The organism is Gammaproteobacteria bacterium (assembly GCA_019748175.1).
Taxonomy (GTDB): domain Bacteria; phylum Pseudomonadota; class Gammaproteobacteria; order JAIEPX01; family JAIEPX01; genus JAIEPX01.
Window position 1 is genome coordinate 64,526 of sequence record JAIEPX010000020.1, and the last position, 26,829, is coordinate 91,354.

The 26,829-nt window shown below is 39.9% G+C and carries 18 protein-coding genes; 9 read left to right on the forward strand and 9 right to left on the reverse strand.

The genetic code is table 11. The features are described 5' to 3' along the window. Positions 1-30: 30 nt before the first annotated feature. A complete protein-coding gene (gene uvrD / locus K2X50_08840) occupies positions 31-2,220 on the reverse strand; it encodes a DNA helicase II (protein MBX9587350.1) in 2,190 nt (729 codons plus the stop codon). 191 nt (positions 2,221-2,411) lie between these two features. Between uvrD and pyrE the strand changes: the two genes are divergently transcribed. After that, complete coding sequence (pyrE, locus tag K2X50_08845; GenBank protein ID MBX9587351.1) at positions 2,412-3,068, forward strand: orotate phosphoribosyltransferase; 657 nt, start codon at positions 2,412-2,414, stop codon at positions 3,066-3,068. Positions 3,069-3,157: 89 nt separating this feature from the next. Then, positions 3,158-7,303, forward strand: a complete 4,146-nt coding sequence (locus tag K2X50_08850) for a DUF3883 domain-containing protein (protein ID MBX9587352.1) — start codon at positions 3,158-3,160, stop codon at positions 7,301-7,303. Positions 7,304-7,309: 6 nt separating this feature from the next. On the opposite strand, the gene K2X50_08855 is transcribed toward K2X50_08850, so the two are convergent. Further along, positions 7,310-8,986: a glutamine--tRNA ligase/YqeY domain fusion protein gene (locus K2X50_08855; GenBank protein MBX9587353.1), complete on the reverse strand. Its 1,677-nt coding sequence runs from the start codon at positions 8,984-8,986 to the stop codon at positions 7,310-7,312. Positions 8,987-9,140: 154 nt separating this feature from the next. On the opposite strand from K2X50_08855, the gene K2X50_08860 reads away from it, so the two are divergent. Next, positions 9,141-9,689 (forward strand): hypothetical protein, encoded by a 549-nt coding sequence (locus K2X50_08860; protein ID MBX9587354.1) that lies wholly within the window; start codon positions 9,141-9,143, stop codon positions 9,687-9,689. Between the two features lie 44 nt (positions 9,690-9,733). Here the strand turns inward: K2X50_08860 and K2X50_08865 are convergent, their stop codons facing one another. Continuing rightward, positions 9,734-11,047, reverse strand: a complete 1,314-nt coding sequence (locus K2X50_08865) for an ATP-binding protein (GenBank protein ID MBX9587355.1) — start codon at positions 11,045-11,047, stop codon at positions 9,734-9,736. A gap of 1,110 nt (positions 11,048-12,157) precedes the next feature. Between K2X50_08865 and K2X50_08870 the strand changes: the two genes are divergently transcribed. Further along, the gene (locus K2X50_08870; GenBank protein MBX9587356.1) at positions 12,158-13,006 is read left to right on the forward strand and encodes a hypothetical protein; all 849 of its coding nucleotides are present in this window, start codon (positions 12,158-12,160) and stop codon (positions 13,004-13,006) included. Positions 13,007-13,174: 168 nt separating this feature from the next. Here K2X50_08870 and K2X50_08875 read toward each other — a convergent pair whose 3' ends face one another. Both K2X50_08875 and pyrF read right to left on the reverse strand, forming a co-directional pair. Further along, on the reverse strand, positions 13,175-14,476 hold the full coding sequence (locus K2X50_08875; GenBank protein MBX9587357.1) for a peptide MFS transporter: 1,302 nt from the start codon (positions 14,474-14,476) through the stop codon (positions 13,175-13,177). A gap of 20 nt (positions 14,477-14,496) precedes the next feature. Beyond that, entirely contained in the window at positions 14,497-15,270 is a 774-nt protein-coding gene (gene pyrF, locus K2X50_08880) for an orotidine-5'-phosphate decarboxylase (protein ID MBX9587358.1), read from the reverse strand. 132 nt (positions 15,271-15,402) lie between these two features. On the opposite strand from pyrF, the gene pgi reads away from it, so the two are divergent. Beyond that, positions 15,403-17,049 (forward strand): glucose-6-phosphate isomerase, encoded by a 1,647-nt coding sequence (gene pgi / locus K2X50_08885; protein MBX9587359.1) that lies wholly within the window; start codon positions 15,403-15,405, stop codon positions 17,047-17,049. Between the two features lie 24 nt (positions 17,050-17,073). Continuing rightward, positions 17,074-17,685, forward strand: coding sequence for a TIGR02444 family protein (locus K2X50_08890; protein ID MBX9587360.1), 612 nt, complete (start codon positions 17,074-17,076; stop codon positions 17,683-17,685). Between the two features lie 86 nt (positions 17,686-17,771). On the opposite strand, the gene K2X50_08895 is transcribed toward K2X50_08890, so the two are convergent. Then, the gene (locus K2X50_08895; protein MBX9587361.1) at positions 17,772-18,833 is read right to left on the reverse strand and encodes a trypsin-like peptidase domain-containing protein; all 1,062 of its coding nucleotides are present in this window, start codon (positions 18,831-18,833) and stop codon (positions 17,772-17,774) included. Positions 18,834-19,045: 212 nt separating this feature from the next. Between K2X50_08895 and K2X50_08900 the strand changes: the two genes are divergently transcribed. Next, positions 19,046-20,302: an MFS transporter gene (locus tag K2X50_08900; GenBank protein MBX9587362.1), complete on the forward strand. Its 1,257-nt coding sequence runs from the start codon at positions 19,046-19,048 to the stop codon at positions 20,300-20,302. A gap of 18 nt (positions 20,303-20,320) precedes the next feature. Further along, positions 20,321-21,172: an Hsp33 family molecular chaperone HslO gene (locus K2X50_08905; GenBank protein MBX9587363.1), complete on the forward strand. Its 852-nt coding sequence runs from the start codon at positions 20,321-20,323 to the stop codon at positions 21,170-21,172. Here the strand turns inward: K2X50_08905 and ung are convergent. Next, positions 21,169-21,855 (reverse strand): uracil-DNA glycosylase, encoded by a 687-nt coding sequence (gene ung, locus K2X50_08910; protein ID MBX9587364.1) that lies wholly within the window; start codon positions 21,853-21,855, stop codon positions 21,169-21,171. The genes K2X50_08905 and ung overlap by 4 nt on opposite strands. Positions 21,856-21,979: 124 nt before the next feature. Here ung and K2X50_08915 point away from each other — a divergent pair, with 124 nt between their 5' ends. Next, positions 21,980-22,516 carry an OmpA family protein gene (locus K2X50_08915; GenBank protein MBX9587365.1) on the forward strand — a complete coding sequence of 179 codons (537 nt, stop codon included), beginning with the start codon at positions 21,980-21,982 and terminating at the stop codon, positions 22,514-22,516. 97 nt (positions 22,517-22,613) lie between these two features. Here the strand turns inward: K2X50_08915 and K2X50_08920 are convergent, their stop codons facing one another. Together K2X50_08920 and K2X50_08925 are read right to left on the reverse strand one after the other, a co-directional pair. Then, positions 22,614-23,687: a hypothetical protein gene (locus K2X50_08920; GenBank protein ID MBX9587366.1), complete on the reverse strand. Its 1,074-nt coding sequence runs from the start codon at positions 23,685-23,687 to the stop codon at positions 22,614-22,616. A gap of 199 nt (positions 23,688-23,886) precedes the next feature. After that, positions 23,887-26,796, reverse strand: coding sequence for a M4 family metallopeptidase (locus K2X50_08925; GenBank protein MBX9587367.1), 2,910 nt, complete (start codon positions 26,794-26,796; stop codon positions 23,887-23,889). Positions 26,797-26,829: the final 33 nt, after the last annotated feature.

A 26,829-nucleotide genomic window follows, 5' to 3' on the forward strand; every position in this document is an offset into this window, starting at 1 on the left:
TCACCGGGATATTCTTGGTGGGAGTTGCGATTAAATACGTTCTAGTTTTGCAAAGCTGGAAACGAGCCATTTTGTTCCAGATTTTGCGAATTGAATTTGAATTTGAGTGGCGTCGCCGTGACCTTCGAAATTTAAAATAATGCCTTCACCAAATTTTGCATGACGAACTCGTTGGCCGAGTGTAAATCCTGTGTCGTTAGAAGCTTGGGTCATTTTGTTGGAAAGAGTGGGTGTGCGAGTGGGGCGTTGGTAGCTCACGGGTCGCGATATTTGTAATTTTGGTCGGACTTCAGCAAGGTATTCAGAAGGAATTTCCAGTATAAATCGTGATACTGTGTGATAATTGTCACGGCCATACATCCGACGTGTTTCTGCATAGGTAAGAAATAATTTGCGTTTAGCGCGCGTCATTCCAACATAACATAGTCGTCGTTCTTCTTCTAAACCCTGGGCATCATCGCTTGACATATGATGAGGAAATAATCCTTCCTCTACACCACAAATAATCACTAAATCAAATTCTAAACCTTTCGCTGCGTGCAGCGTCATTAGCTGTACGCTGTCTTCGTGGGGCTCTGCTTGATTATCGGTAGTGTCAAGCGCGACATGCGCTAAAAATGCGGGTAGCGGGGGCATTTCTAAAGTGTATTCACTGCGAGGATCGAAGGCTTTTGTGGCTTGAATTAATTCTTGTAAGTTTTCGACGCGTGATTGAGCGCTCTCGTTGCCTTCTTTTCCATAGTATTCGATTAGGCTTACTTTTTGTAGCATGTATTCAGTGAGGTTCGGTAATTCGTAATCTTGAGTTTCGGTATCTATATGATTGATAAGTTGTGTAAAACTTTGTATTGCATTAAGAGCACGGCCGGAAAGTATAATTTGCTGACAAAGCATTTCAGAAGCTCTCCATAGGGAGATTTCGTGTTGTTTTGCATGATCACGAATAATTTGTATCGTGCTATTTCCAATTCCGCGTGGAGGAGTGTTGACAACGCGTTCGAACGCTCCATCATCATGGCGATTTGCAATTAAACGTAAATACGCTAATGCATCTTTAATTTCAGCTCGATCAAAGAATTTTAAGCCGCCGTAAATTCGATACGGAATTTGCGCGCGAATTAACTCTTCTTCCAAAACGCGTGACTGAGCGTTTGAACGATATAATATGGCGACATCTTGTCTGTGATTGCCAAGATCTACCCATTGCTCAATGGTTGAGGTCACAAAGCGTGCTTCATCTGTTTCATTGAAAGCGGCATAAACAGAAATGGGTTCACCTTGATCACCATCTGTCCATAAATCCTTACCCAAACGATTTGTATTATTTGAGATGACTGCATTTGCCGCGGAAAGAATTGTTTTTGTCGAACGATAATTTTGTTCCAGGCGAATAGTTTGTGTATTCGGAAATTCTTTGGTAAATCGATGAATGTTTCCGATTTGTGCTCCGCGCCAGCTGTAAATAGACTGATCATCATCGCCTACAATCATCACGCACGATGTTTTGCTGGTCATCAATTTTAACCAGGTATATTGAAGCGTATTGGTATCTTGAAATTCGTCGACGAGTAAATAACGAAATCGATTGTGGTAAAGTTCAAGAATTTCCGAGTTATTTTGTAATAATTCATAGGTGCGCAAAAGTAATTCAGAAAAATCGACGAGCCCGCTTTGCTGGCATTGTTTTTCATACTGACGATAAATGCGTAGCATAGTGTTAATGAAAAGTGAGCCATCATCGTACACAGAATCAGAGCGGCGCCCTTCGTCTTTTTCTTTATTGATAAACCATTGTGATTGTTTGGGTGGCCAATTAGATTCGTCGAGTTCAAGTTGTTTTTGAATTCTCTTTATCAGGCGTAATTGATCGTCGCTATCGATGATTTGAAAAGATTCAACGAGATTAGCGGCTTGCCAATGTTGGCGGAGCAGGCGATGTGAAAGACCATGAAATGTCCCCACCCACATGTTGTGTGTAGGCATCATCAAAATTTCTTCTAAGCGTAAGCGCATTTCGCGAGCGGCTTTATTTGTAAACGTCACAGCGAGAATTTCGTTAGGAGAAAATCCTTGTTCCTGAATCAACCACGCAATTCTATGAACCAGTACACGTGTTTTACCGCTGCCTGCACCGGCAATGACTTGTAAATTCCGATTGGGTGCCGTCACAACAGCAAGTTGTGCTTCGTTAAATTGTTCTGTAATACGGCTTGTTTGCATAGTTAAGGCGCTAAGTAATATAAAGATTGAGCTTATGTGAATGACGGGGGTGCGTCAAGTTCGGTCCAGGGGGTGATAGGGGGTCAAGTCTTGAAAGATGAATCACCCATGCATACATCATAAATTACTTACTGTATGATATGCTTAATTCATGTTTCAAGACTTGACCCCTACGCTAATGGAGAAACAGCATGCCCCAATCAAGTGACTATCAGCAAGAATTTGTCCAATTTGCTTTATCAGCTCAAGCCCTGCGGTTTGGGGAATATGTCCTAAAATCAGGCCGCAAAAGCCCGTATTTTTTCAATGTGGGCGATTTTAAAACAGGTCGCGCGTTGGCCCAGTTAGGGCAGTATTACGCTAAAGCAATTGTCGCTTCGGGAATTGAGTTTGATGTATTGTTTGGGCCTGCCTATAAAGGGATTCCACTGGTAGCCGCTGTGTCCATTGCGCTTGCACAGGAACACGGAATTGATAAACCGTTTTGTTTTGATCGTAAAGAAGCCAAAGATCACGGTGAGGGCGGCACGATTATTGGTGCAAAATTGGCGGGTCGTGTTCTCATGATTGATGACGTTGTGACTGCCGGCACAACCTTTAGACAAGTTGTGCAAATGATAAGAGCGCATAATGCAGAATTCGTTGGTGTAATGACAGCATTAGATCGACAAGAAGTTGGGCTTCACGGAGATCGCTCAGCGGCGCAAGAGCTCACTGCTGAATTTAATGTTCCTTTTTACAGCATCATTAAATTAACCGACATTATTCTTTATCTTGATGCTCAAGGTAATATGGCTAACGAGCTAGAAAGATTACGCGATTATCAGTCAGAATACGGTGTGGCATAAAAATCATTTTGTTAGAGCTCATTTTTGATTCACGCACACAATTGGATAGTGTGTTCACTAGTTAATGCAAGATAACCAGGGAGGTTAACATGAGGTTGCTTCGAGAGAAAGAGTCAAGAAAATTCGCTAGTGCTAAAGATCATATTGATAATTTATTTCATCGTAGAAATAAAGATGATGAGAATTCTACTTCTCTCACACATGATATTGAGTGTCAAATAGAAACGGCTCTTAAAGGCGAGCAGAAAATTTTCTTCGAGCTCATTCAGAATGCAGATGATATAGAAGCAACGGAAATATCGCTCTATTTATTAGAGAATCATTTGATTGTTGTTCATAATGGACTCCCTTTCAATGAAAGTGATGTTGAGAAGATTTGTGACATTGCCCAGCAACGATATCATGATAAGTCAAATATGCAGGGAAAAACAGGTTACAAAGGAATAGGTTTTAAATCTATTTTCAGCGCTTCGGATCGAGTTCAAATAATTTCTGGAGAGGGAGCTTTTGAATATTCATTCCGATTTGACAAACAGCATTTCGCTCGATCAAGAACCGATGGCGCAGCATTCCCTTGGCCTATAATTCCCATTTGGACTACAGATAGTAATGCTCACTATGAATATAAACCAGCAAAGTATTTTGAGATAATCAGGGGGCGTGGAAATAGAACATGTATTATTGCCACATTAAAAGCAGAGGTAAGAGCAGGCCTGAGCCAAGATTTGAATCTGATGAAAAGCGATCCCAAATCTATATTATTCTTACGTTCTGTAAATAAAATTCATCTTGTTGAAAAAGATGAGGTTTGGATTGAAAAGGTAAGAAAGGAAATTGAAGGGCACGCATGTACGGATTTATATATAAAAAAATCAATAAGTTCCGGGTGGATTCTATTAGATACATGGTTATTACGTCGTCTCACAATTGATGGTGAAGCACTATCCAATGTGAAAATAGCCATTAGTCAGGCTAATTTAAGTGATTATGAATGCCCGCAGCGTATACGTAATGCAAAAGAAACTTTTATTATTTATGCGGTGCAAGTAAAGGATGGATGTCTTCAGGCCGTTGTGAGTCCATTATTTAGTTATTTGCCAACGAGAGTTTATTGCGGAATCCCGTTTATAGTGAATGCTGATTTTTTATTAAATGCGGAACGTACGCAGTTAACTGAGAACCCTTGGAATGATATGATCATGTTTCATGTGTCACGTGGTGCATTCGGTCTAATGCGAGTCCTTGCTCAGATTCTGAAGTATCGATCTCAAGTCTTGAAGCTTATGCCTCCCGAAGCTGCGCCTATGTCATTACCATCAGGTCTGCGTAATAAATATCAGCAAGGTTTTCGAGATGGTGTAGCTGTGGAGGCATTCATCCCCGCTTACAAATCGAATGAACTATTGTATCTACGAGAAGCATGTTATGATGAGACAAATTTCTTCAGAGAATTTCCCGAGATATCTTCTCCGAATAAATTAATCGATTATAGTCTAGATAATATTTCTGGAATTTTGAGTCATGTTTCCCAATTTACCGCGCATCATTTAGTTGGGAAGTTGAAAGATTATGCTACTAGGAATAAGCATACCCATTTTCAAAAACGGCTAACTAAATTTTTGTATGAGTATTCAGGGCGCAATCATTCTTTAGTTTCTATTCTAAAATGGCAATATTTTTTATTATCTTCACAAAATGATATTGTATCGCCACAATCAGTTTATTTTTCGGAGACACAGATTAGCTCTATTTCTGTTCCGGTCAAAATCCATTTTATAAAATCTGAAATATATGATAATAATCCTAGTATTAAAAAATGGTTAGAAGAATTGGGTGTAAAAATATTAACGCCGATAGAGTTTATTCGCGCGAATTTGTTGCCAATGATCGCTCGACAAGAGTTAAGCAATCAATATTTAGTTCAAGTAACCTCTTTTATTAAAAGTTACTTTGATGATCTGAGTCACAATGATAAGCAATCCCTCAATAAATTAGGCGTATTAACTCAAAGTGGTAATTATATTCCTTCGTCAGTTGCATTCTTAGCGAATATTTATAATCCTCGTCATAAAGTAGAAAAGGATGTTGCGGGCGTAGATCGTTTTGTTTCTGAAGCATATTTAGGGGCTGATTTATCTCAACAAAATATTGAGAGTTGGAAAAAATTCTGGATAGAATTGGGTGTTGGGGAGCATATTATCTCGCGCACTATCACTGTTAATGAAAGATGGGTTGGGTTACTTTACCATGATATTGGTAAAATGCGCCCGTTCAATGTGAACAGACTTTCTGAGATTCAACAATTTTATTATATTGATTTTATTCATTTAATTAATTTCAAAGATCATCATGATGCGGTTTGGTCTGCAATAGCGGGAGCTTTTTCGCAAACTGTATACGGTGTATCAGCGGGTGTCGATACGATACTTCATTTTTTAAAGAATAATGAAGTTTGCAAAGACGATAGTGGAAGTTTTCATAAAACTTCAGATTTATTTTCGAGGAAATTAGCTCCAATAGTGCGCGGAATTAAACCTATAGCAAATTATCCTGTATTTTTAAGTGAAAAAAGCGAAGAATATTTAGGTATAAAAATACGAGTAAGTATTAAGGATTGCTTGGATGTCCTTATGTTTTTGAGTATTAATAAATTCAACGACGCTCGTTATTATAATACTTTTTTAGCTTTTCTTGAGCTACATAAAGATCAAGCGCAAAATTCAGACGGTATTCTAAAAGAGGCTTTGAGAAACAATCCTGTTTTATTACCGGCAGAAAATGGTACTTTGCGGTCAATCTCAGATTTGAAATTTTTTGATATTGCAGGAACTACTGTCGGGAATTCATCGCGCTGGTTTAAGCATTATATTGATTTATCAGTTGAAGATAGGTTGCTATTAGCTGAAATTTTAGGTATCACAGTGGTTAATCGTGATAATCTGAAAGTCAGAACCATTCCGCTGGGGTCGTCAAAATCTGATATAAGAGATGTAAAGGAAAAGTTAACTCAATACCTACCTCTTATTGCTTACTGCGCAACTGAATCTCATGGTCATGTTGCTGAGAAATTTGAAGATCTCAAACAACGGTTACTGCCCTTGGAATTTGTGGCGGTATCATTAATATCTCTTGAGCATGACGGTGTTGAGTTGCAAACTTCACCATGCTACAAAAAAGAAGATACGATTTACTACTTGAATTCGATTAGTGATATCCGAACTAACCGAGAATTTTGTCGACTGATAGGAAAATTATTTAAACTGACTAAAAAAGCTAAAGCTATTCTTCCCTGGGTGACTTGTTTAACACAAGATCAGCTATTAATCCAATTAGATAGTGAGCAATATGATTTGGAGGCTGTTAAACAAGCTATAGCGAATTACATGCCTCAAGGACCAATACAGAGTACCTTGCTGCAACCTGCATTACCTCCCATGGTAGATGTAATGATAGAGAGTCAACCCAATGATCGGCAATTAATAAGAGGAGTAGAGCAACTTTCTCTAAATGAGACCAAGCCAAACGCTAAAAATTTAGCTCATTTAACATTTCTTGCAACTACAAAGAAGGTTGATGTTGAAAATATAATGATTGAAAGTGAGCCGCTCGATCTACAACCTAGATTGGTTATTGATGATGAGCAATTACCTTTTCCTCAGATACCAAGTGATGGTGGTTATTTTCAGAATGATTCAGGTGTAGTATCACGACCACGAGCAGAACGTGATATTGACAAAGATAAAGCGACTGGGGATTGGGGTGAGAAACTCGTGTATAAATGGTTAAAAAATCGTTATCGCCATAAGCTGTTAAATAAATATAATGGTTTCGAAATTAAACCATTCGAAATCAATTCAGTAAATTTTGGGTTTGTGCTTAAACCTACAGAGTCAGTTCTTTCTGATACTGAGGTGACAGTCTGCTGGAATAATAAACCTTACTGTAAAAATCGAATGGATAGTGGGCTATCATTTGATTTATCAATAGTAAAAAAAAGTGGTGGTGCTATAAAGACACGCATAATAGAAGTGAAGTCAACAACCTCGAATGGATCGGCTGATCTTTACATTTCTGGAAGAGAGCTAGGCCTGATGGTAAAATATGGGGCAAAATGTCGTTTATTTCGGGTGTATGGCGTGGGAAGTCAAAATCCTCGAATAGCAATTCTTAAAGATCCTGCGAAAGTTGTTAATGCTGATAACCCTAATATTAGTAAAGTTGTAATTAGAATGTAAATTATTTTATGTTTTTGCCGTCCAGGAATCTCGTAAATTCACAATTCGATTAAATACTAAATCGGTTGAAGATGAATATCGATCTAAACAAAAATACCCTAGGCGCATAAATTGAAATCGATCTTCAGGTTTTGCGCTGGTAAGGGAGGGCTCGATAAAACACTGTTCAGCAGTTTGCAGCGAATTAGGGTTTAAGAAAGGTGTGAAATCTTCTTCGGCTCCAGGATTTTCTGTGTTAAATAATCGATCGTATAAACGTACGGTTGCAGTTTTTGCGTGTTTAATTGATAGCCAATGAATAACCCCTTTTACTTTTCTACCTTCAGGATTTTTACCTAAGGTAGCCGGATCATAGCTGCAGCGAAGTTCAATAATGTTGCCTGTCGTTGGATCTGTAATAACCTTTTCACATTTGATGATATAGGCAGAATGTAGTCGCACTTCTTTTTCAACTGTTAAGCGATGGAAATCTTTTGGTGCATCGATCATGAAGTCATCAGATTCAATATAAATTTCCCGACTAAAATGAATTTCCCTCGAGCCCAGTTCTGGATCATTCGGATGTGCAGCTACATTCAATATTTCTACTTTATCTTCAGGATAATTTTCAATCACAACTTTAATTGGATTTAAAACGGCCATTGCCCTCGGTGCATTTTGATTAAGCTCGTTGCGCACACATTCTTCGAGTACGCTCATGTTAATCACTGAATCACTACGTGTAATTCCTATCATGTCACAGAATTGATGTAAGGCAGCAGGTGGTATGCCGCGACGTCTTAATCCAACTAAAGTTGGCATGCGAGGATCATCCCAGCCGTCGACATGTTTGTCGTCCACCAGCATTTTTAATTTTCTTTTACTCGTAATGGTGTGCGATAAATTCAATCGTGAAAATTCAATTTGTTGTGGTTTTCCTGGAGGATTGCAGTGTTCTATGCACCAATCATACAAGGGGCGATGATCTTGAAATTCTAAGGTGCATATCGAGTGAGTAATATTTTCAATTGCGTCGGATAAACTATGCGCATAATCATACATGGGGTAAATACACCATTTATCGCCAGTCATTTGATGGTGTGCGTGACGAATGCGATAAATCGTTGGGTCGCGCATATTCAAATTGCCAGATGTCATATCAATTTTCGCGCGTAAAACATATTTTCCATCTTCGAATTCACCAGCTTTCATGCGAGAAAATAAATCTAAATTTTCATCGATAGAGCGATTTCGATCGCGACTCTCAACGCCAGGTTTTGTCAGCGTGCCACGTTGATCACGCATTTCATCGATGCTTGTGCTATCAACATATGCGAGCCCTTTTTTTATTAATACGATGGCAAAATCATACAATTGATCGTAATAATCTGAAGCATGAAATAATTTGTCGCCCCAATCATAACCCAGCCACTTCACATCATTTTTGATCGATTCAACAAACTCCATTTCTTCTTTCATGGGATTAGTGTCGTCAAACCGCAGATGACAGACGCCATTGTACTGTTTGGCCATTCCAAAGTTCAAAATAATGGATTTGGCATGCCCTACGTGCAAGTACCCGTTGGGTTCAGGTGGGAAGCGGGTGACGACTTTACCGCCATGTTTGCCGCTTTTGATGTCTTCTTCAATAATTTGCTGTATAAAATGCTTAGGTTTTTCCACAATTTGCTCCCAATAGATCATCGATCAACTTCTCATTATAACAGCTCCTAACTATAGGAGGAAGGAGAAGGGGGTGCGTTGACAAATTCAGCCAGTTGAATTACAATCTTTATTGATTTACAATTAGCAAAATTCGATCATTACTTGCTTTTTAAGATTACTTATTGGAGGTATTATGCAGTTTTTTAATAATGAAAAACCGACTTACACACTTGAATTACTGGATCAATTGCTCAAGCAGCCTGTTATAGACATTGAGCAAGCCAAAAAAGACTTGTTGGAATACTCTAAGGGCCTAAAGGATCGAGATCAAAAAGGTTTTGAGCAAGTCTTGCTAATAATTAAAAATAAACTGCATAAGATAGGAATTCAATTACCAGCACAGTTTAACCATCGTGTCACACTGGATGCAAAGGAAGAGCCTAGAATGGCTCTCAAAAAGCTAGGTGATCTGATCATCTATTCTATGCAAATATTTGGGAGGAGCGATTCTGCCATGGGCCTATTGAATCGCGTCAAAGATTTAATAACAGTAAACAGCCAAATTATAGCCACTTCAGGTGTACGCAAAGCGTTCTTTGAAGACTTATCAAAAATATCTAATCCAGATCCCTCTTTTACGTCAGCAGGGCTCAGAGAAATTTATGGATGTATGAAGAAGGAAAATGCAGAGGCAATTCAAATTGCCATGGAGTTATATCCTGAATCTGTCATGATTCGTTAGATCACACAGAAAAGTTCCTGCATAGCAGCAGGAATCTTTCAGCTTTAATTTGATGATAGAAGAAAATCTTCGAGTGTAATTCCGATAATTCTTTCTGTTTCAAAACGATTTTTATTGATTACTATGAGCTTGCCTTTGATGAAACTTTTCAAAAACCAAATGAAATTCGTGGGATGAAAGTTTCCTGATTTAACTTCGAGGTAAAGTGGTATTTCGGGAAGAACAAAATCTATTTCATGATCACTGGTTTGCCAGAAATTCATATGTTCAGATAACTCATGTGAGCTGGATATGCAAGTGCGACGCCATAATTCTTGTGCAACGGTCCATTCATATATTGCACCTAAGCCTGAGTCTAAGTGAATTAAATCATTTACCGTGCGAGGTTTTTGCGGATGCCAACAAATTGCAACCAATAAATTGATAAAATGGTATTTACAAGGTTTTCGAAATAGAGTGATGTCACGTTGTGTATCAAGTGGAAAAGAAGGAATTACTGTCAGAAGATCTCTTAATAAATCAATATAGCCTTGCGCCATGGTGTTGTTTGATAAGCCACTTTCACGTGCTAATTTTGCTTGTCCAACAGGATTGCCTGTCATGCGGTATAAGGTTTCTAAAACAGCTAAGAGATTTGAGCGTGATCTACCTGTTGCGGTAAATTCCCCCAGAATCCAATCGCTGATAATTGAGATAACATAATCAGGTAGCCGACCAGTTTCTGCGATTGCATTTATTCCAACAGGGGATCCGCCTGATAAAATATAGGTTAATAGAGACTCTTTATTGAACTTTTTAGAACATTTGTTCAAAAATTCTTGGTAAGAGATAGGTGTAAAAATATAATTGGTTCGATTTAATTTTCCTTTTCTACCGGGTAATCGTTCGCTACCACGACGAAGGTCAGAGGCTTTGGAACCTGTTGTAACGAGTAGGATATCTTTTAATTCTCCTGCATCAAGTAAGCGCTTTATTGATTTTTCCCACTGTTCTATTGCAGTAATCTCATCAATAAATAATCGTTTAACTTTTGATTTGGGATTGAATAATTGAATCAGTACTCTTACTTCTTTTGTTAAAAATGTGCGATCGATGATTTCATCACCATTGAGGTATAATGCACTACCAGGGCCGAATTCTTTGATAGTGTTGGCTATCTGTTGCTCTAACCATGTGCTTTTACCATATTGACGAGGCCCTCTGACCATAATCACGCCAGGTTCGTTAGGTAGAGAGTCCAAGCCGAAGTCAGTTTCAAACACATATTGGACAGTTTTAAGACCATCAAGATGAGGTAATACACCGGGGGTGCTGATGTCCCCAGCAATAAGGGCCTGATTGATTTGTAGATTGTCCAAAGATACATCCCTTCTACCTAATTGTCTAACGATTAGTATAGTTAACAGTTAAACGATTAGCAACTATCCTCTGCTGGGAAGTCTTTGCTTGCAAGCCTTTGATACATGAGCAACTCTCTCTTTTAGGTCAATATTGTTATCATGAGACAAAATGTCAGTTTTGCTACAAAGCAACACTGTCATATTGTTTTTATTATAAATGGCAGAAATATAGGCGGGGGGTGTCATTATTAGATTCATTAAGTCAGAGAACAGACCTAATTAGCCAAGCAAGATCTGACTGCTGTCCTAGTCCTGACTATGCCGATATTAGGCTCTTTTACTGGCATATAAAATGCTCTTACGCAACAGAGTTATTTTCGATTCATGCGTAAGTTAGTATCTGATAATTAACTTAGGCAATAACCTCAATTCCAATTCTTGCGTAAGGCTTCTAAGAGGTAAATAATTACACTACAGCCATCTGAGGGTGTAGTGCGTAAATGAACGCTTATGGAATCTATTCAGTCATTTATTGGTCGAAAAGGAGGGGAGCTGATTTGCGAAGGCTAACCCACCGAAACGCGATCTCTATAGTCGTGGTGAAGGGGTAATGCCGAATTGATAGAGAATTATTGTCGCTAGGATTGTCGTATCTTGAGTTGTTAATGCTCCATGGAAATAAACGCCAAGTAAAGCCATATTTAATTTCTAATGGATATATTATCTACTGGTATAGGTTAAATAAAAGGGATCTCTTCTATAGTATTTAATCGTAAAGGTTGCGACTTAGTCTAAAATGCTTACTGACAAAGTGTTTAAAAATCAAGTTCTGGACTATACCTCTGAAACAAACAGGCGGCATACTTGTGTACAGATGTAAACGACTTGCCCGAATATTTCATATGAGGTTTTTAAACCCATCTTTGAAGAAATATGGAGTCATTATGAAAACTATAATAATGTCATTGATAATAATGAGAAAACTACTTTCAGTATTCTGATTAAAAGTTGAGTGCGTTCAAGAGTAAATGAAAAGTATTGAAATTTACTATCTAAAGTAGATCATTTACAACCGTAATTGATTATGATAAATAATACTCAGTATTTTAACTTAATGAAGGAGCAATCATGAAAAAAGTTATTTTGATTGGTACATGGCATAGAGATCAAAATCAAACGAAAATCTTAAGACAACTCTTACCATTTTTAGATGCAGAAAAGTGGATGGTAGGTTGTGAATACGACTCTCAATATACTTTGGATCAAGATGTGGCTTCCGCCAAAGCTGATCTACTAAAATATGAAGATAACTTATCGAAGTTCTTGAATAAAACGTCTAAAGTTACTTTGATTGATTTTATGAATATGACAGAAGAACAACTTCGGCAAAGAGATCGAGCGTTCTTTGACAAAATCAACACTCCTATTGAAGCACAAATTAAAAAGAAAGTTTTAATGAGTTTAACGCTTTGTAAAAGTAGACGTAGACATCTTGAAATGTCTGATTTAATAAAAGAATCAAAATGTATAGCCGTAGGTATTGATTCTAGTGAACTAATGAATCAAGATGGGATGTTACGTGATGAAATTCGAATCGAAATGGATAAAACTAAGAAAGCTGATCTTGAGAGAAGATCAGAAGAGCTTGAGCGTACACGTAATAATAAAATTGTAGATAATATAATTACTGCTTCAGAAAAACATGAAAAAAATTTGATTATCTTCATAGGAGCAGGGCATGTTAGTTCGTTAAAAATCTTATTTCCGTCGCGCGATGCTATCCAGCCTTCTTTTTTTTACATAATGCCAGAGTTTCCAAACACGCCGTTAGGTGTTGATGAGGAGAGTAAAGCCATAATGGATGTTGAATTTGCTATATTCAAGCAGTTTGAAATCGAAGGTATCACTAGTGAGAATGTTGGTTTATTGATAGATGAAATACGACAAGTTGAACTATCAAAAACTAATGGTATGTAGTATGAGGCCGATGATATCGATTGACGAAATGATATCCTGTATTGTCAACTGAGAGTTTAAGATGACAATCAAATAATCAGTGTATGCTCAAGACGGGCATAGCTAATGTGAAAATTCTATTTGCCAATGATTTGCGATTTGTTTTAATTTGGATCCATCGAAATTTTTCTATCTACTATCACCCATCGCTTTTCTTAATGGCTTTAATAATACAAAAAATGCGAGGCCGGCTGAAAGCGCTAATCCAGACATGAGTAAGAAAAATTGTTCCTTGGGCATTTTTTCCCAGAAGGTGCCTAGATAGCCGGATAAATAATTTCCGAAAAAGCTGGAGAGAAACCAAACGCCCATCATCATAGAAACAATTTTTGCAGGGGCTAATTTTGAAACGAGTGAAAGTCCAATGGGTGAGATATAAATTTCGCCGATTGTGAGAACAAAAATACAAGCGGCTAACCAGCCTAAACTAGCTTTTGGATAAATCGAAAGTTCATGCGCAGGGATGAGTAAGATCAAAAATGCGCTGGATAATAAAATACAGCCTATGCCCATTTTAGCAACAGAGTGAGGTTCTTTTTTATGTTTGGACTGCCAGCTCCAAATCATGTTCAATAATGGAATGAGTATAAAAATCATCAAGGGATTGAAAGATTGAAACCAAGACGAAGGCATTTCCCAACCGAAGAAAATTCTGTCTGTTTGAGCGTCTGCCCAAAGCGCTAATGTGTTGCCTTGCTGTTCGTAAACACTCCAAAAAACGATGTTTAAAGTCATCACACAAAAAATGGCGCCTAATTTTAACCAATCTGAATGTGATAATGGTTCGTTTTTTTGCGGGGTGGTGGCGTATTTTTTTTGCATAATAAGATCAGGTGCGAGATGTTTTTGCCCAGAAAGATAAACAATCAGTGCGATCACCATTCCAAAGCCAGCTGCTGCGAATCCATAGTGATATCCAATTTTTTGACCTAATGTTCCACAGACTAGAGGTGAAAAAAAAGCACCTAGATTCACGCCCATATAAAAAATACTATAAGCTCGATCGCGTCGAGGATCATCTGCAGAATAAAGTGCGCCCACTTGCGTTGTTGTATTAGGTTTAAATGCGCCATTTCCTAAAATTAAAAATAACAGGCCAAGATAAAACAGCGATTCGAAGGCCATAAAAAAATGTCCCATAGCCATGAACACTGCACCTATTATGACGGTGCGACGTTGCCCTAGCCAACGGTCTGCGAGTATGCCGCCAAATAATGGCGTAAAATAAACAAATCCAGTATAGAGTCCGTAAATGTTTGAAGAATATTCTTGAGTGAATTGTAGATGTTTGATCATGTAGTACACGAGTAAAGAGCGCATGCCATAATAGGAAAATCGCTCCCACATCTCTGTAAAAAATAAAACGTACAGGCCTTTAGGGTGTCCTAAAAACGTCTTGTTAGTTGATGTGTCAAAAACTTTATCGTGCATCCTTGCCTCCAAAAAAAGAGTTACAACAGTTTTAGTTTTTCCTGATAAGCATTCCAGCCGGCTTCCCGATAAATTTCAGCTTCTTTTGCAGGATTTTCTGCTTCAAATATTCCGCGGCCCACAATGATGATATCAACGCCATTTTTTAAAATAGCATGTTCGGGAGTGTTGTATTGTTGACCGAGAGCGTCATTGCCAGCTTCTAATTTAATGCCGGGTGTAAAATATATAAAATAAGGTGCGTCTGATAGTCGTTGTTGGGCAATAAATCCGATCACGAAATCTTTGTTTTGCTCAGCCATTGTCATTGTTTGACGAATATAGTCCGGAGTGAATAAATTGTCTTTTGAGCTCATTTGAGCGAGTAGGAGTAGCGCATTTCCTTTTGAAAGACCTACTTTTTTTAATCCGTCGATTATGCCTGGACCGGGTAAGGTGTGAGCGTTGGTAATGCGCGCCCAGTCAGCGATATGGTAGATTCCATGCTCATATTGTAATTTCACCGTATTTCCGATGTCAGCAAATTTGCGATCTTCAAAAATAAGAAAGTTGTGTTTAGTTGCGATGCGCTGAAGTTCTGTAATAAATGCGGGAGTAAAATCATTAATGATATCCACGTGTGTTTTAAGTACACAGATTGAAGGACCCACTGTGTCAGCGATTGAAAGTACTTCATCGCAGGTTGTTAGATCGGGGTTTACGCACAAATTGGATTTTTTTTCTGTCATTAATGCTAAAAGTGTTTTGGCGACAGGGTTTGTGCAGTGTGAGATACGATCTTCATACGTTAACATAGTGGTCCTCTTGTGCAGTCTAGAACGAGCTAATGACCTCAAAAGGGTTGGCCGATGAGGTTGTCAATAAGGTCATTATCCAGTAGGATCGGGCCCACTACAAGCACTTGACTTAGATCTCAAGGAACAACAATGGTTTTTGATCGATTACCTGAATATCAGGCATTGGAAGCGCATTATCATGCCATTGCTGATGTTCACATGCGCAAATTATTTGAAAGTGATCAGCAACGTTTTGAGCATTTCTCAGTACATGCTGCGGGTCTGTTGCTGGATTACTCAAAAAATAGGATCACCAAGGAAACTATCAATCTGTTATGTGACCTCGCTTTGGCATGTGATGTTCCCAAAATGATCAAAGAATTATTTGTGGGTAATTTTAAGAATGTCACCGAAGATCGCTCTGTTGCACATGTCGCGTTACGTTGTTCACAAGATTCGTCTTTTAAAGTGGCTGGAAGAGATGTGATGCCGGATGTGCGAGATGTCTTCAATCAAATGAGCACAATCGCAGATCAAATACGTTTAAAGGATTGGTTAGGTGCGACGGGATATTACATTACTGATGTTGTTAATATAGGTATAGGTGGGTCTGATTTAGGGCCGGCTCTCGTGACAGAAGCGTTAAAACCTTATCATGATGCGGGGATTCACTGTCATTTTGTTTCTAATATTGATGGTGTGCATATTGAATCGGTCTTGTCTAAACTTCACCCCGCGCGCACTTTATTTATCATAGCGTCAAAATCTTTTACGACCCAAGAAACCATGCTTAATGCCACTACAGCTAAAGCTTGGTTGCAAAAAACACTGGGCAAAAATGCGTTGTCGCGACATATGATAGCGATTACAAGCCATCTAGAACGAGCCATGGATTTCGGTATTGAACCCGACCACATTTTGCCTTTGTGGGATTGGGTGGGTGGTCGTTTTTCAATTTGGTCGGCGATCGGATTACCTGCAATGATTGCAATAGGCCCGGCTCATTTTCGAGAATTTTTGCAGGGCGCTCAAGATATGGATGAGCATTTTGCGGCAGCGCCATTACATCAAAATTTACCTGTGATTTTGGCGTTGCTCAGTATTTGGTATATTAATTTTTTTGGCACACGCAGTTATGCCGTTTTGCCTTATCAGCAATTACTGTCAGGATTGCCTGCTTATTTGCAGCAGGCTGAAATGGAAAGTAATGGAAAGTATCGCCGTCAAAATGGTGAAGCTGTTGACTATCAAACTGGGACAGTAATTTGGGGGACAACAGGCAGTAATGGTCAGCATGCAGTTCATCAATTATTACATCAAGGTACACAGTTAATTCCAGTTGATTTTATTGTGCCAATGGTATCGCATGATCAGTTGGGTGATCACCATAGACATCTTGTGGCTAATTGTTTGAGTCAGAGCCAAGCGTTAATGTACGGTCATAATGAAGCGGATATTTTAAAGCAATTATCTGATAAAGGCGTGGAACCAGAAACTGCAAATTTACTCTCAAAACATCAGGCGATTCCTGGGAATCGACCCAGTAATACTATTACCTTTGATCAATTGTCACCTCAGAGACTGGGTGCTTTACTGGCGCTTTATGAGCATAAAATATTTGTGCAGGGCATTGTTTGGGGAATTAATTCATTTGATCAATGGGGAGTTGAGTTAGGTAAATCTTTAACTCATAATATCCTCCAGGCGATTTTGGGTGAGGATCAAGAAATTGATGCTTCAACAAAAGGTTTGGTGGCTTTCTACCAACAACACCAACAAAAGGTAGTCAATAAATAAATGGAAATTCAAATGAACTTGAGGGTGAGTGACACGCTCCCTAATCATCCTTTTTGGACCTTCTCACAACAACTTTACAAGAAGAAGGAAGTTGAGCAGGCGCTAATGTTGTTGCAATATCATTTTGGATTAAACGCCAATGTGATTTTGTATTTTTGTTGGTATGCTTTTAATGGCCAAGGCGCATTTAATCAAACAACAGTGCGCGAATTATTGTTACGCATCAGGCCCTGGCATGAACGCGTAGTGATGCCATTGCGTCGTTTGCGTGATCGATTAAAGCCTTATGTTGATTCAATCTCTTGGACTAAAACGGTGAGACAAGCGATACTGCTCGAAGAATTAGAGGCTGAACACGCTGAACAATTAATGATTTCAGAATTTTTTTCATACGAAGATTATCGGATTAAAACGGCACCTCAAAAAGCCTCTGACATTTTTCGGAGTTTAAGTGCCTATTGTCGTGTGGTTCGAATTGATTTGGATGCTGCAGGTTGTGATGCTGTTGCGTCTATTTTATCTATTATGTTTAATAAAATTCCTCTCAATGAGCTCGAAAAAACTTCACGTAAAAGATTGATGCGTCGACGCAGTCGTGGCGGAACTGTGGGGACTCAACTTTGGCTGGATATATAAGGTAAGGTGTCAGCTCTAAGATTAATACCTAAACAATATATTTGATTAGGTATTAATCTTAGAGCTGACACCTTGTTCTTGGCAAGTTAGTTCAGTTCTTGCGTTTTTAAATTTAATTTATTTTCTTTTTTGTCGCGAACATATTTTATCGTAACTGTCTCACCTATTTTAACTTTCTCCATAACATTATTGAGGTCATCATAACTTTTTACGGGCTGGCTGTTGATTTCGGTAATAATATCGCCAAGATGAATATTTCCTTCGTCATCACGATAGGTGCCTTTTAGGCCTGCCGTTTTTGCTGCAGATCCGGGCATTACAGTGCTAACAATTACACCTTTAATGTTGAGGGATTCTGCAATCATATCACTGAAGACCTGAACGCCGATTCCTGCTTGTTTGATTTTGCCCTCTTTAATTAATGCCTCGACGATACGAGAAATATCGTTTGAGGGCACGGCAAAACCAATTCCTGCTGAATTTCCGGTTGTTGAGAAAATCATAGTATTCATACCAATTAATTGACCGTTGCTATCAAGCAAAGGGCCCCCAGAGTTTCCAGGATTTACCGAGGCATCTGTTTGAATCATGTTGTGAATTTTTCCTGCTATTCCGGGAATTTCTCGCCCCACTGCAGAAACGATTCCTGATGTGAGTGTGCGATCAAGGCCGAAGGGATTGCCAATCGCAAATGTTTTTTGACCTACTTTTAACTTGGAAGAATCTGCAATACCGAAATGTTCAAAACCATTTGTATTTAAATCCTTAAGTGTTTGAGCGTCCTCAATTTTTAATACTGCAATGTCCTTTCGAGGGAACGCGCCTACAATTTTTGCTGTAACTGTGCGTCCTTTTTGTAAGGTCACTGCAAATTTATTGCCTTGTTGTACAACATGAAAATTCGTCACAATATAGCCATCTTTATTCCAAATAAATCCCGAAGCCATTCCTGATTGGATATCCATTGTCTCAAATGATTGTGTCATCACTGTTTGTAAGCGATGTACGTTGACAACAAGCGGAGAAACTTTTTCAAAAAGCTGAATGGAATTGCGTTCTTCAGGGAGGAGATTCTCAACGGTTTGAGCAAAAATGTAAGGGCTGTGTAAGCTGAGAGTGAGCGTGGCGATAGCAGCGAATTTTTTCATAATATCTCCTTGTGTGATAATTAAAAAGCGAATATTTTTAACCAAAAATGATTTGAAAATCAAGGGCTGCTCATAACCAAAATCTATTATGCTCAACACATTAAGCCTTTTCCCTAAGATATTTGATGGTGGATTTTGGATAAAAATTCAAATTGGCAAGATTGCCCCTAATATGGCATAGTATGGCCTTTCGTATAGAATCGAGATGAATAATGCATACGGCAAATAAACCTTCTTGGTCACTAATTATATCCTGCACGTTAGGGACATTTTTGGAGTTTTTCGATTATACACTTTACGGTTATTTTGCAGTGATTATCAGTCATGAATTCTTTCCTCTTTATTCTTCACAGATTCAATGGTTGGCGACATGGAGTGTATTTGCAATAGGCTGCTTGGTCCGGCCTTTGGGTGCTCTGGTGTTTGGTCATTTTGCTGATCGGATTGGCCGTAAAAAAATATTGCCTTACACCATTCTCTTGATGGCATTGCCTACCGTTGGGATTGGATTATTGCCTGGATATGATGCTTGGGGATGGATGGCCCCCGCGATGTTGTTATTGTGTAGAATAATTCAAGGTTTATCGATAAGTGCAGAATACAATGGTTGTAGTATTTATTGTGTAGAAAATCGTTGGGCTAATTCGGGATTGTTGGCATCTTTGACGCCTTTTTCTTGCGGTTTAGGTATGTTAGCAGCCTCTTTGCTGGCATTGTGTTGCAGTCAGAATTGGCGGATTCCATTTGTCATTGCAGGGACAGTGGTGGGTATTGTAGGTTGGATCATGCGTCGTAATTTGCCTGAAACCCTAGAATTCGAAAATTTACTCACAGAAGAAACTATTCAACGATTCCCAATGCGCACTATTCTTCAAGATCATAAGTTTTCGGTTTTTGTAAATATTATATGCTCAGCGTATATGGGCACTGCCTCTTATTTGTTATTGGTGTATATGCCCAGCTATCTTCAAAAAGAATTTGCAATGGCTGCAAATCATAGTCTTCAATTTACAATAATATTGACGTGCTTGGAGGCATCAGCTTGTTTGATATTTGGTTGGTTATCTGATCGATTTGAACAATGGAAAACCATGATGCTTGCCTGTTTTAGTACGCTTTTTATTTCTTTAATGATGTTATTTATTTCAGGGTCATTTACTTTCTTTTTGTTAAGTGTCGTTTTTCTTACGGTATTTTTAGGGGCTTTTGATGGTCCGCTCACGTCGTATTTGCCGAAACTAGTGCCTACATCTATACGCTATTCAGCGACAGCTTTTGGATATAATATAGGTGGTGCAGCTATTGGTGGGGTAGGCCCCATTATTGTAACGTTTCTCATTCAGAAAACGCATGCGCCAAAAATGGTATTGATATCTTATTTGGCACTGTGGGCATTCTTTGCCTTGATTTGTCTGATTATTAGAGATCTTAAATTTACTGTGAGAAACACCGAGTTTGTTTCAGATTAACAGAGAAGTGGAATCGATATGCAAAAAGATTATGTACAGCGTTTTATATTTGAGGGTAGCCCTATTCGCGGTGAAATTGTCCGATTGGAAAAAAGTTTTAATACTATTAGTCAACAAAGAGACTACCCCTCTTTCGTGTTAAAATTTCTGGGTGAAACATTAGTCTCAAGTGTCATGCTGTCGACGACATTAAAATACGAAGGTCAGACGACGATGCAAATGCGTCAAGATGGTCCATTGCAGATGCTGGTTGCTAAATGTAATAATCATTTGCATATTCGTGGTTTAGCGAAATGGGAAGAAAATTCTAGTTTTGAAGATTTAAAAGAAACCCTAAGCAATGGTCAATTAGTTATTATAGTACAGCCCGATAATCAAGTGGAAGTTTATCAAAGTGTTGTCAAAATTAGTCATCAACCTGTTGCGCAAGTAATGGAGCATTATTTTTCACAATCTGAGCAGTTAGAAACGCGTTTATGGTTGGCTGTCAATTCTCAATATGCAGTTGGGCTTTTAATTCAGCAAGTGGGGCAAGATCAAGATGATAAAGAGCGTATAAATTTACTGTGGGACGATATTGTAATTCTCACTAATACCATCACTGAAGATGAGCTACTTAATTTAGATGATCAAACATTCTTACGTCGTTTATATCACGATTATGATTTGCGGATGTTTGAGCCAAAGCCTGTGGAATTTCGTTGCAGTTGTAATATGACGAAAATGGAGGGGGCCATTTTAGTGATGGGACAACAAGAAGCCGATAAACTCTTAAATCAATACAAAAAACTCACGGTAACATGCGAGTATTGCAATAACGAATATGCTTTCTCAGAAGCCGAGGTGCATGCTCTTTTTGCAAATCATTAATCGAGCTGCCAATCAATAGGCTGCTTTCCTTGTCGTTCTAAAATGGCGTTACATTTTGAAAAATGTTTACAGCCTAAAAAACCGCGGTGTGCGGAAAGTGGTGAAGGGTGTACTGCTTTGAGAAGAAAGTGTCGAGTGGGGTTAATGAATTCGCATTTTTTTTGAGCATGTGAACCCCAAAGTAAAAAAACTAATCCTTGATGTCTATCATTGAGTTCTTTAATGATGCGATCGGTAAAAGTTTCCCAGCCAATTTTTGCGTGAGAATGTGCATTCCCCGCTTCAACAGTGAGCACAGTATTGAGTAATAAAACGCCTTGTTCTGCCCATTTTTGTAAATTTCCATGAGAGGGAAAAGGTGTGCCAAGATCAGAGTGTAATTCTTGAAAAATATTAACTAATGAAGGAGGTGGTGGAACACCTTTTCGCACAGAAAAGCATAATCCGTGTGCTTGATTCTGACCGTGGTACGGATCTTGTCCAATAATGACCACTTTTACATTATCAAAAGGAGTTGTTTTGATTGCGTTAAAAATATCTTGAGTCGGTGGGTAAATTATTTTTCCCTTTGCTTTTTCTTGATTCAAAAACGTCATCATCTCAGTGAAATAGGGCTTTTCTTTTTCACCTGCTAGCACATCTTGCCAAGTTGCAGTGCTCGAAAGAGCTTCTTTGCTTTCCATACGATATCTCCGAATAGCAGGTTTAGATTGAAGAGCAGTATAAGAGATCTGACCCCATTTCGCCAATTTGGAGAGTATGATATTATTTGCCTACTTATTTTACTATTTGAGGGAAGGAATCTTTATGACTCAAGGAAGACGATTAGTGGCTCTTGCGTGTAGCCTGTTGGTTGCTGGTGGGATATCAGGATGCTATCCGGCTCACGAGACAGTGGGTGTAGGCACGCCTTTTCGCTTAAATATGTGGCAACGCCACGATTTTGACTACATGGTCTACAACCTACGACAGCGTGGCGTGCAAGTTGTGCGTGTGGGTGATAAAACGCGCATGATTCTTTCAACGGATAATTTTTTCAAAGTAAATAGTGTGGAATTTGAACCGGGGGCGTATGCGACACTGTCTTGGGTTGTAAGATTACTTGAGCACTGCCGATGTCAACGAATAACAATTTCAGGTCATGTCGATAATGTATTTAAAGATAAACGTCGTGAGGATCTATCGCTACAACAAGCTCGGGCCGTTGCTACTGAATTGTGGGCTTATGGAATTCCGCAAGAGCTCATGACTGTTACGGGTGAGTCTAACCGTCAACAAGTCGCCACAGATCATACAGTGTTTGGTAGTGGTGATAATCGACGTATTGAAATTCGATTAGATTAGCCGTTATTTTTCTATTTATTGTTGATTTTGAATCAAGCTGAAAATATAAAAAGGGGGAATTAAATTCCCCCTTACTTTGAAAACATTACAATCAATCTTAAGGGAAAGTACCTTCATCACTGGTTACCAGGATTTGCGGAGGTCTTACGGCTGGGATGTTAGTGTAGTCCACAATTTCTTGTCGTAATCCACGGTTTAACGGATCATTATAAACAACTGGTGCGCTATACATATCACCGCCCCAACTATAGAACAGTCCTAAACCTAGGCGATTTTCCTTGCCAAATGATGTATCACCGCCGTTTGTTGAGAAAAAGGTGCCCAGTTCTAATAATGAACCAATAGAATGTCGAGCGATCCATTTAACGCCTACTTCGTATTCGTAGTAAGGTCGACGATCCATCCCGGAAATAACAAATTGGAATTTTTCACCGATATTTTGGTGGTAGGCAGCGCCAGCACCAAAACCTATAGCGTCATCGTCCTTTTGGAACGTTCGCTTATAATTATTTTCATCATAGTAGAGATCGAGATCAAAATAACCTGAAGCCCACGGCTGAATTCGCACACCTAAAGCTGCTCCGACTTCAGTGCCCCCGACGAGATTGCGAACATCAGTTCCGCCAACGAAAGGCAGATTGGGGAGGCCTTTGTTTTGCGCTTTTATGTATTGTAATCCTAGATGAAAACTATCGATTCCGAGTTGGCCATGAATTCGATATTGTAAATCACCGCCAAAGTCCCATTGCCCCATCCATTGATCGATATCGCCAGAGATAAAGTTAAAGGTGGGTTGTTGAGCAAAATATTCGGCCGATAATTTGAAAAACACATCATTGGTTAGCGCCCGTCCGTATGTGGATGCGGCTCTAAATACTTTAGTTCCGAAAGCAAATTCTAGTGAAAGCGCATCTCTAGGACCCAGTTCATTGATGTATTTAGGGTCGATGGTCCAGCCACTTCTATCGGCATAATCGATTGTTAGCTGAAATGGCCCGTGCATTGCCGGAGCTGCGCGATCATAGGCGCAGTTGCTGGGTGGGTAAATAAAATCGGCCACTTTGCCTATTGTGCAGCCAGTGCCTGTATAATCAGCCATTGCGGTTGTGGTCATTGTTGCAGTAGCCAGCAATGTGGCTGAGAGGCAATATTTGCAAATCCTTGCTACCATGATGCATCCTTGTCAGTGTAGTTGAATAAAGATCGGTCGATGATAACGGAATTTTCTAGGTAATTAAAGAGGGATCGGTTTCTTTTCGAAGGGGAATGTCGTCATATTTTAAATTGTTAGTTGTTTATTCAAAAGACTTAAAACAAAAGGCATCGATATTGCATCGATGCCTTTTGGTGGTGATTTAACACCGATTTAATTATGGCTTACATTGATAGACGTTCACATCGTCAACGTACCAGCCATCGACCCCGCCTAAACAATCATTGCCCATGTCAAAGCGTAAACGGACAGTGCTGCCCGGTGTTGCGCCATAGGGGGCAAGATTGATGATGGAACGACCCCATGAACCTACTGAAGTGCCACCATCTGTGCCACTGAAAGCAGGTTGCCCTGCGATGGGGTCATCGCTGGTGTCATTTGCCAGATCGTATAGCACCACATTATACGGATTGTAAATAAAATCGGCTGCTTGGATGATTTGGAATGGCCCGCCATTGACGCTAATTTTGACGTTACCACCATCCCATCTGAATTCTGTGGCGACGTAATGATCAAAGCTTAGATTGAGGTTAGTCGCTCCTGCAGGGATCGTAATTAGCGGACTATCTAGATGCATCACGACCTGCTCTAAACCACCTGCAACGCAGGTACCAATATTGGGGTCAGGACCGAAGAAAGCTTTACCGGTACGTGCATTAGGAAGTGTAGCCACCACGTTCCAATCGCGTTCAGTGAAGTCACTGGGGGTTTGACCTTCGTGGCTGACTGTCCAAGCTATAGGGCCTTCAAAGCCATCGGTAAACACGTTGGTTTGGGTCAATCCAGGTCCGCATAGCGCTGGCGGATTTTTGGCCAATATCGGCTGGAAGTTACATTGCAGTGGTGACTTGCGAAGCTCCACTTCTGCGATTGCTGCTGCGACTTGTTTGCAATCGTTTTTAGAGATGGATTCGTTGGAACGCTTGCCATCGAAACCCTTCAACTTAACGCCTTGTAAATCCTGGCAAGAGCGTGTCAAAGCATCAGCGAACTCAGGGAAACCGCTGGTTGAAACAAGGTAGGTGCTAAGTGCCCTGAAGTGAATATGCGCAGCTTTCAGCAAACCAATTGCCTTGACGTTGTTATGCTTATTCTTGTAATAATGATAATCGTTGTCATGATCGTCTCCCGGATTACTGCCATCGGTTAAAAGGGCATATAGACGATTTGGAATGCCGCTGTTACGGTGGACACCACCACTATCTCCACTAAAGCACCAGTAGGCATGATCAGAGACCTTGCCAGGATGGTTTTTACAGTTTGGATTCCACTCGTCACGAATCACCCCGAACGCAGAATCTTCCCCATTTAGCCAACGATAAGATTTATCAACGATTTTGCCACCCGGTTGAATACTGCCCTTTACAGGTCCACTCACTAATGCTGCTTTGATCGCAGCACTTTCAATGAGAGGGATTCGCACCGCAGGGATTGTGATCGTTGCATCGACACCGGATAGATTACGAAGACTGTCCGGAATCACCTCGGCGATAACCACACCAATCGCCCCGCGATTTTGCGCATTTTTGACTTTCACAATATTATCACAAGTATCGTCATCGTCGATCATAGCGATCTTCCCGATTAGATTCTCCGAAATTGCTGCACAGCCATTCGCATTGGGTGAAGCTAGGGTTTTTATATCACCTTTGAAAGTTTTATTAATGACTGGCCCGAACCTTGCCGCCACAGAGTGCACTGGGCCGGCGATACTCAATGGTTTAGCGATATTCAGCTCACCAATTTTATTTCCGGCTACGTTAACATCGTCCGCCAGCTTGCTACAGCTGCCATCGGTACGTTGACGGTCAGGTGAATCAGTTCCTCTGCCATTCAGCTGATCAACGGTTTCACCCCAGATGTCAGAATAGGCTTCATTCAACGCACCCGATTGCCATTGATAGAGTAACCCAGCAGTATACTGCGTATACGCATGGCCAAACTCATGGGCGACGATATCATCACTGGAAATGCCAGGGCAAAAATTTGTCTTTTCTTGGTCCCAGTAAGCGTTAGGGCACACATCAGGATCGTAAATATCGAATACTCCGTCCATTTTTAAGCCATGACCATCGATGGAATCACGACCAAAAGTCTTGGAAAAGAAATTATAGGTTTCTTTCGTGGTTTGAATCACGCTATTCGCTTCATTATGACACGGTGGAAATCCAGGCATCTCCACGCAGGTTCCTTGAGATGGAAATGCATTGCCTTCAACCCAGAATGGATTAAGCGGATAGTTAGCTGGGGGTACAGCAAATTCCCCGTCATAGACACGTCGGCTGAGTGAATCATTAACAGCTGAAATGGAATCGATCACTTTACCAGCGTGCGCATCCACAAAGACCATTTGCTTTACATTACTGCCATTGCTCACTAGAACTTGCCAGGCGAGACGGTCTGATCCAGGCGTGCCTTTGACCAAATTTTCGCGAAAGACGAGCAATTGGCTGCTAACCGGTGTAGCACCGCTAGTTCTATCGACGGATTTCAGCGCGCGCTCCATAGCATTTGCTTCTGAGACATTTGGCAAGGTGTTCAGATTGATATTAGGCACAAAGGTACCATTAACTGCAGTAAGATTGCCTTCTTGATTAAAATGCGCTTTCAGATTGGCGCCAAAAACGTCCAGACCTTGGTAAACTTGTTGGTAGGTAATGTGCTGCATACCCAGATCATCTTTTTCCACTTTGAGTGGTTTTAGCTCGGCATTTGGGCTCTGCATGCCGAATATATCACCCCTATCTTTAAAGAATTGCATAGCATTATCCGCAAGAGAGACCTTGGGGTCGCTTTTGTAGAGTATTTCACCCTCGGGCGCAGTCACAAAGCTCGGGCTGTTGGTGGCGCGATTTTCGCTGACTTGCAACGCATCGCGTTTTGCAATCGTGGGTGAAGTATTTGAGGAAATCGTCCCCGTTAAATTACTGGAAGGGGGAGCTTGATTCTGTGCTACGACAGGATTAAGGCTGCCGTTAGATTGGCTAGAGCCTGACTGCCAATGATAATAACCGAAGGTAGAGACCGCTATGATAGCCAAAATCGAGGATAGTCGAAACTTGTTCATGATGAATCTCCCATTGCAGGATCACACCGCTTA

Coding starts and splice junctions, on each gene's coding strand:
- K2X50_08860 (MBX9587354.1), top strand. CDS start 9,141: ATGCAGTTTTTTAATAATGAAAAACCGACTTACACACTTGAATTACTG.
- K2X50_08915 (MBX9587365.1), top strand. CDS start 21,980: ATGACTCAAGGAAGACGATTAGTGGCTCTTGCGTGTAGCCTGTTGGTT.
- ung (MBX9587364.1), bottom strand. CDS start 21,855: ATGGAAAGCAAAGAAGCTCTTTCGAGCACTGCAACTTGGCAAGATGTG.
- K2X50_08850 (MBX9587352.1), top strand. CDS start 3,158: ATGAGGTTGCTTCGAGAGAAAGAGTCAAGAAAATTCGCTAGTGCTAAA.
- K2X50_08855 (MBX9587353.1), bottom strand. CDS start 8,986: ATGATCTATTGGGAGCAAATTGTGGAAAAACCTAAGCATTTTATACAG.
- K2X50_08920 (MBX9587366.1), bottom strand. CDS start 23,687: ATGGTAGCAAGGATTTGCAAATATTGCCTCTCAGCCACATTGCTGGCT.
- K2X50_08925 (MBX9587367.1), bottom strand. CDS start 26,796: ATGAACAAGTTTCGACTATCCTCGATTTTGGCTATCATAGCGGTCTCT.
- K2X50_08900 (MBX9587362.1), top strand. CDS start 19,046: ATGCATACGGCAAATAAACCTTCTTGGTCACTAATTATATCCTGCACG.
- K2X50_08870 (MBX9587356.1), top strand. CDS start 12,158: ATGAAAAAAGTTATTTTGATTGGTACATGGCATAGAGATCAAAATCAA.
- K2X50_08875 (MBX9587357.1), bottom strand. CDS start 14,476: ATGCACGATAAAGTTTTTGACACATCAACTAACAAGACGTTTTTAGGA.
- pyrE (MBX9587351.1), top strand. CDS start 2,412: ATGCCCCAATCAAGTGACTATCAGCAAGAATTTGTCCAATTTGCTTTA.
- K2X50_08905 (MBX9587363.1), top strand. CDS start 20,321: ATGCAAAAAGATTATGTACAGCGTTTTATATTTGAGGGTAGCCCTATT.
- K2X50_08895 (MBX9587361.1), bottom strand. CDS start 18,833: ATGAAAAAATTCGCTGCTATCGCCACGCTCACTCTCAGCTTACACAGC.
- uvrD (MBX9587350.1), bottom strand. CDS start 2,220: ATGCAAACAAGCCGTATTACAGAACAATTTAACGAAGCACAACTTGCT.
- pyrF (MBX9587358.1), bottom strand. CDS start 15,270: ATGTTAACGTATGAAGATCGTATCTCACACTGCACAAACCCTGTCGCC.
- pgi (MBX9587359.1), top strand. CDS start 15,403: ATGGTTTTTGATCGATTACCTGAATATCAGGCATTGGAAGCGCATTAT.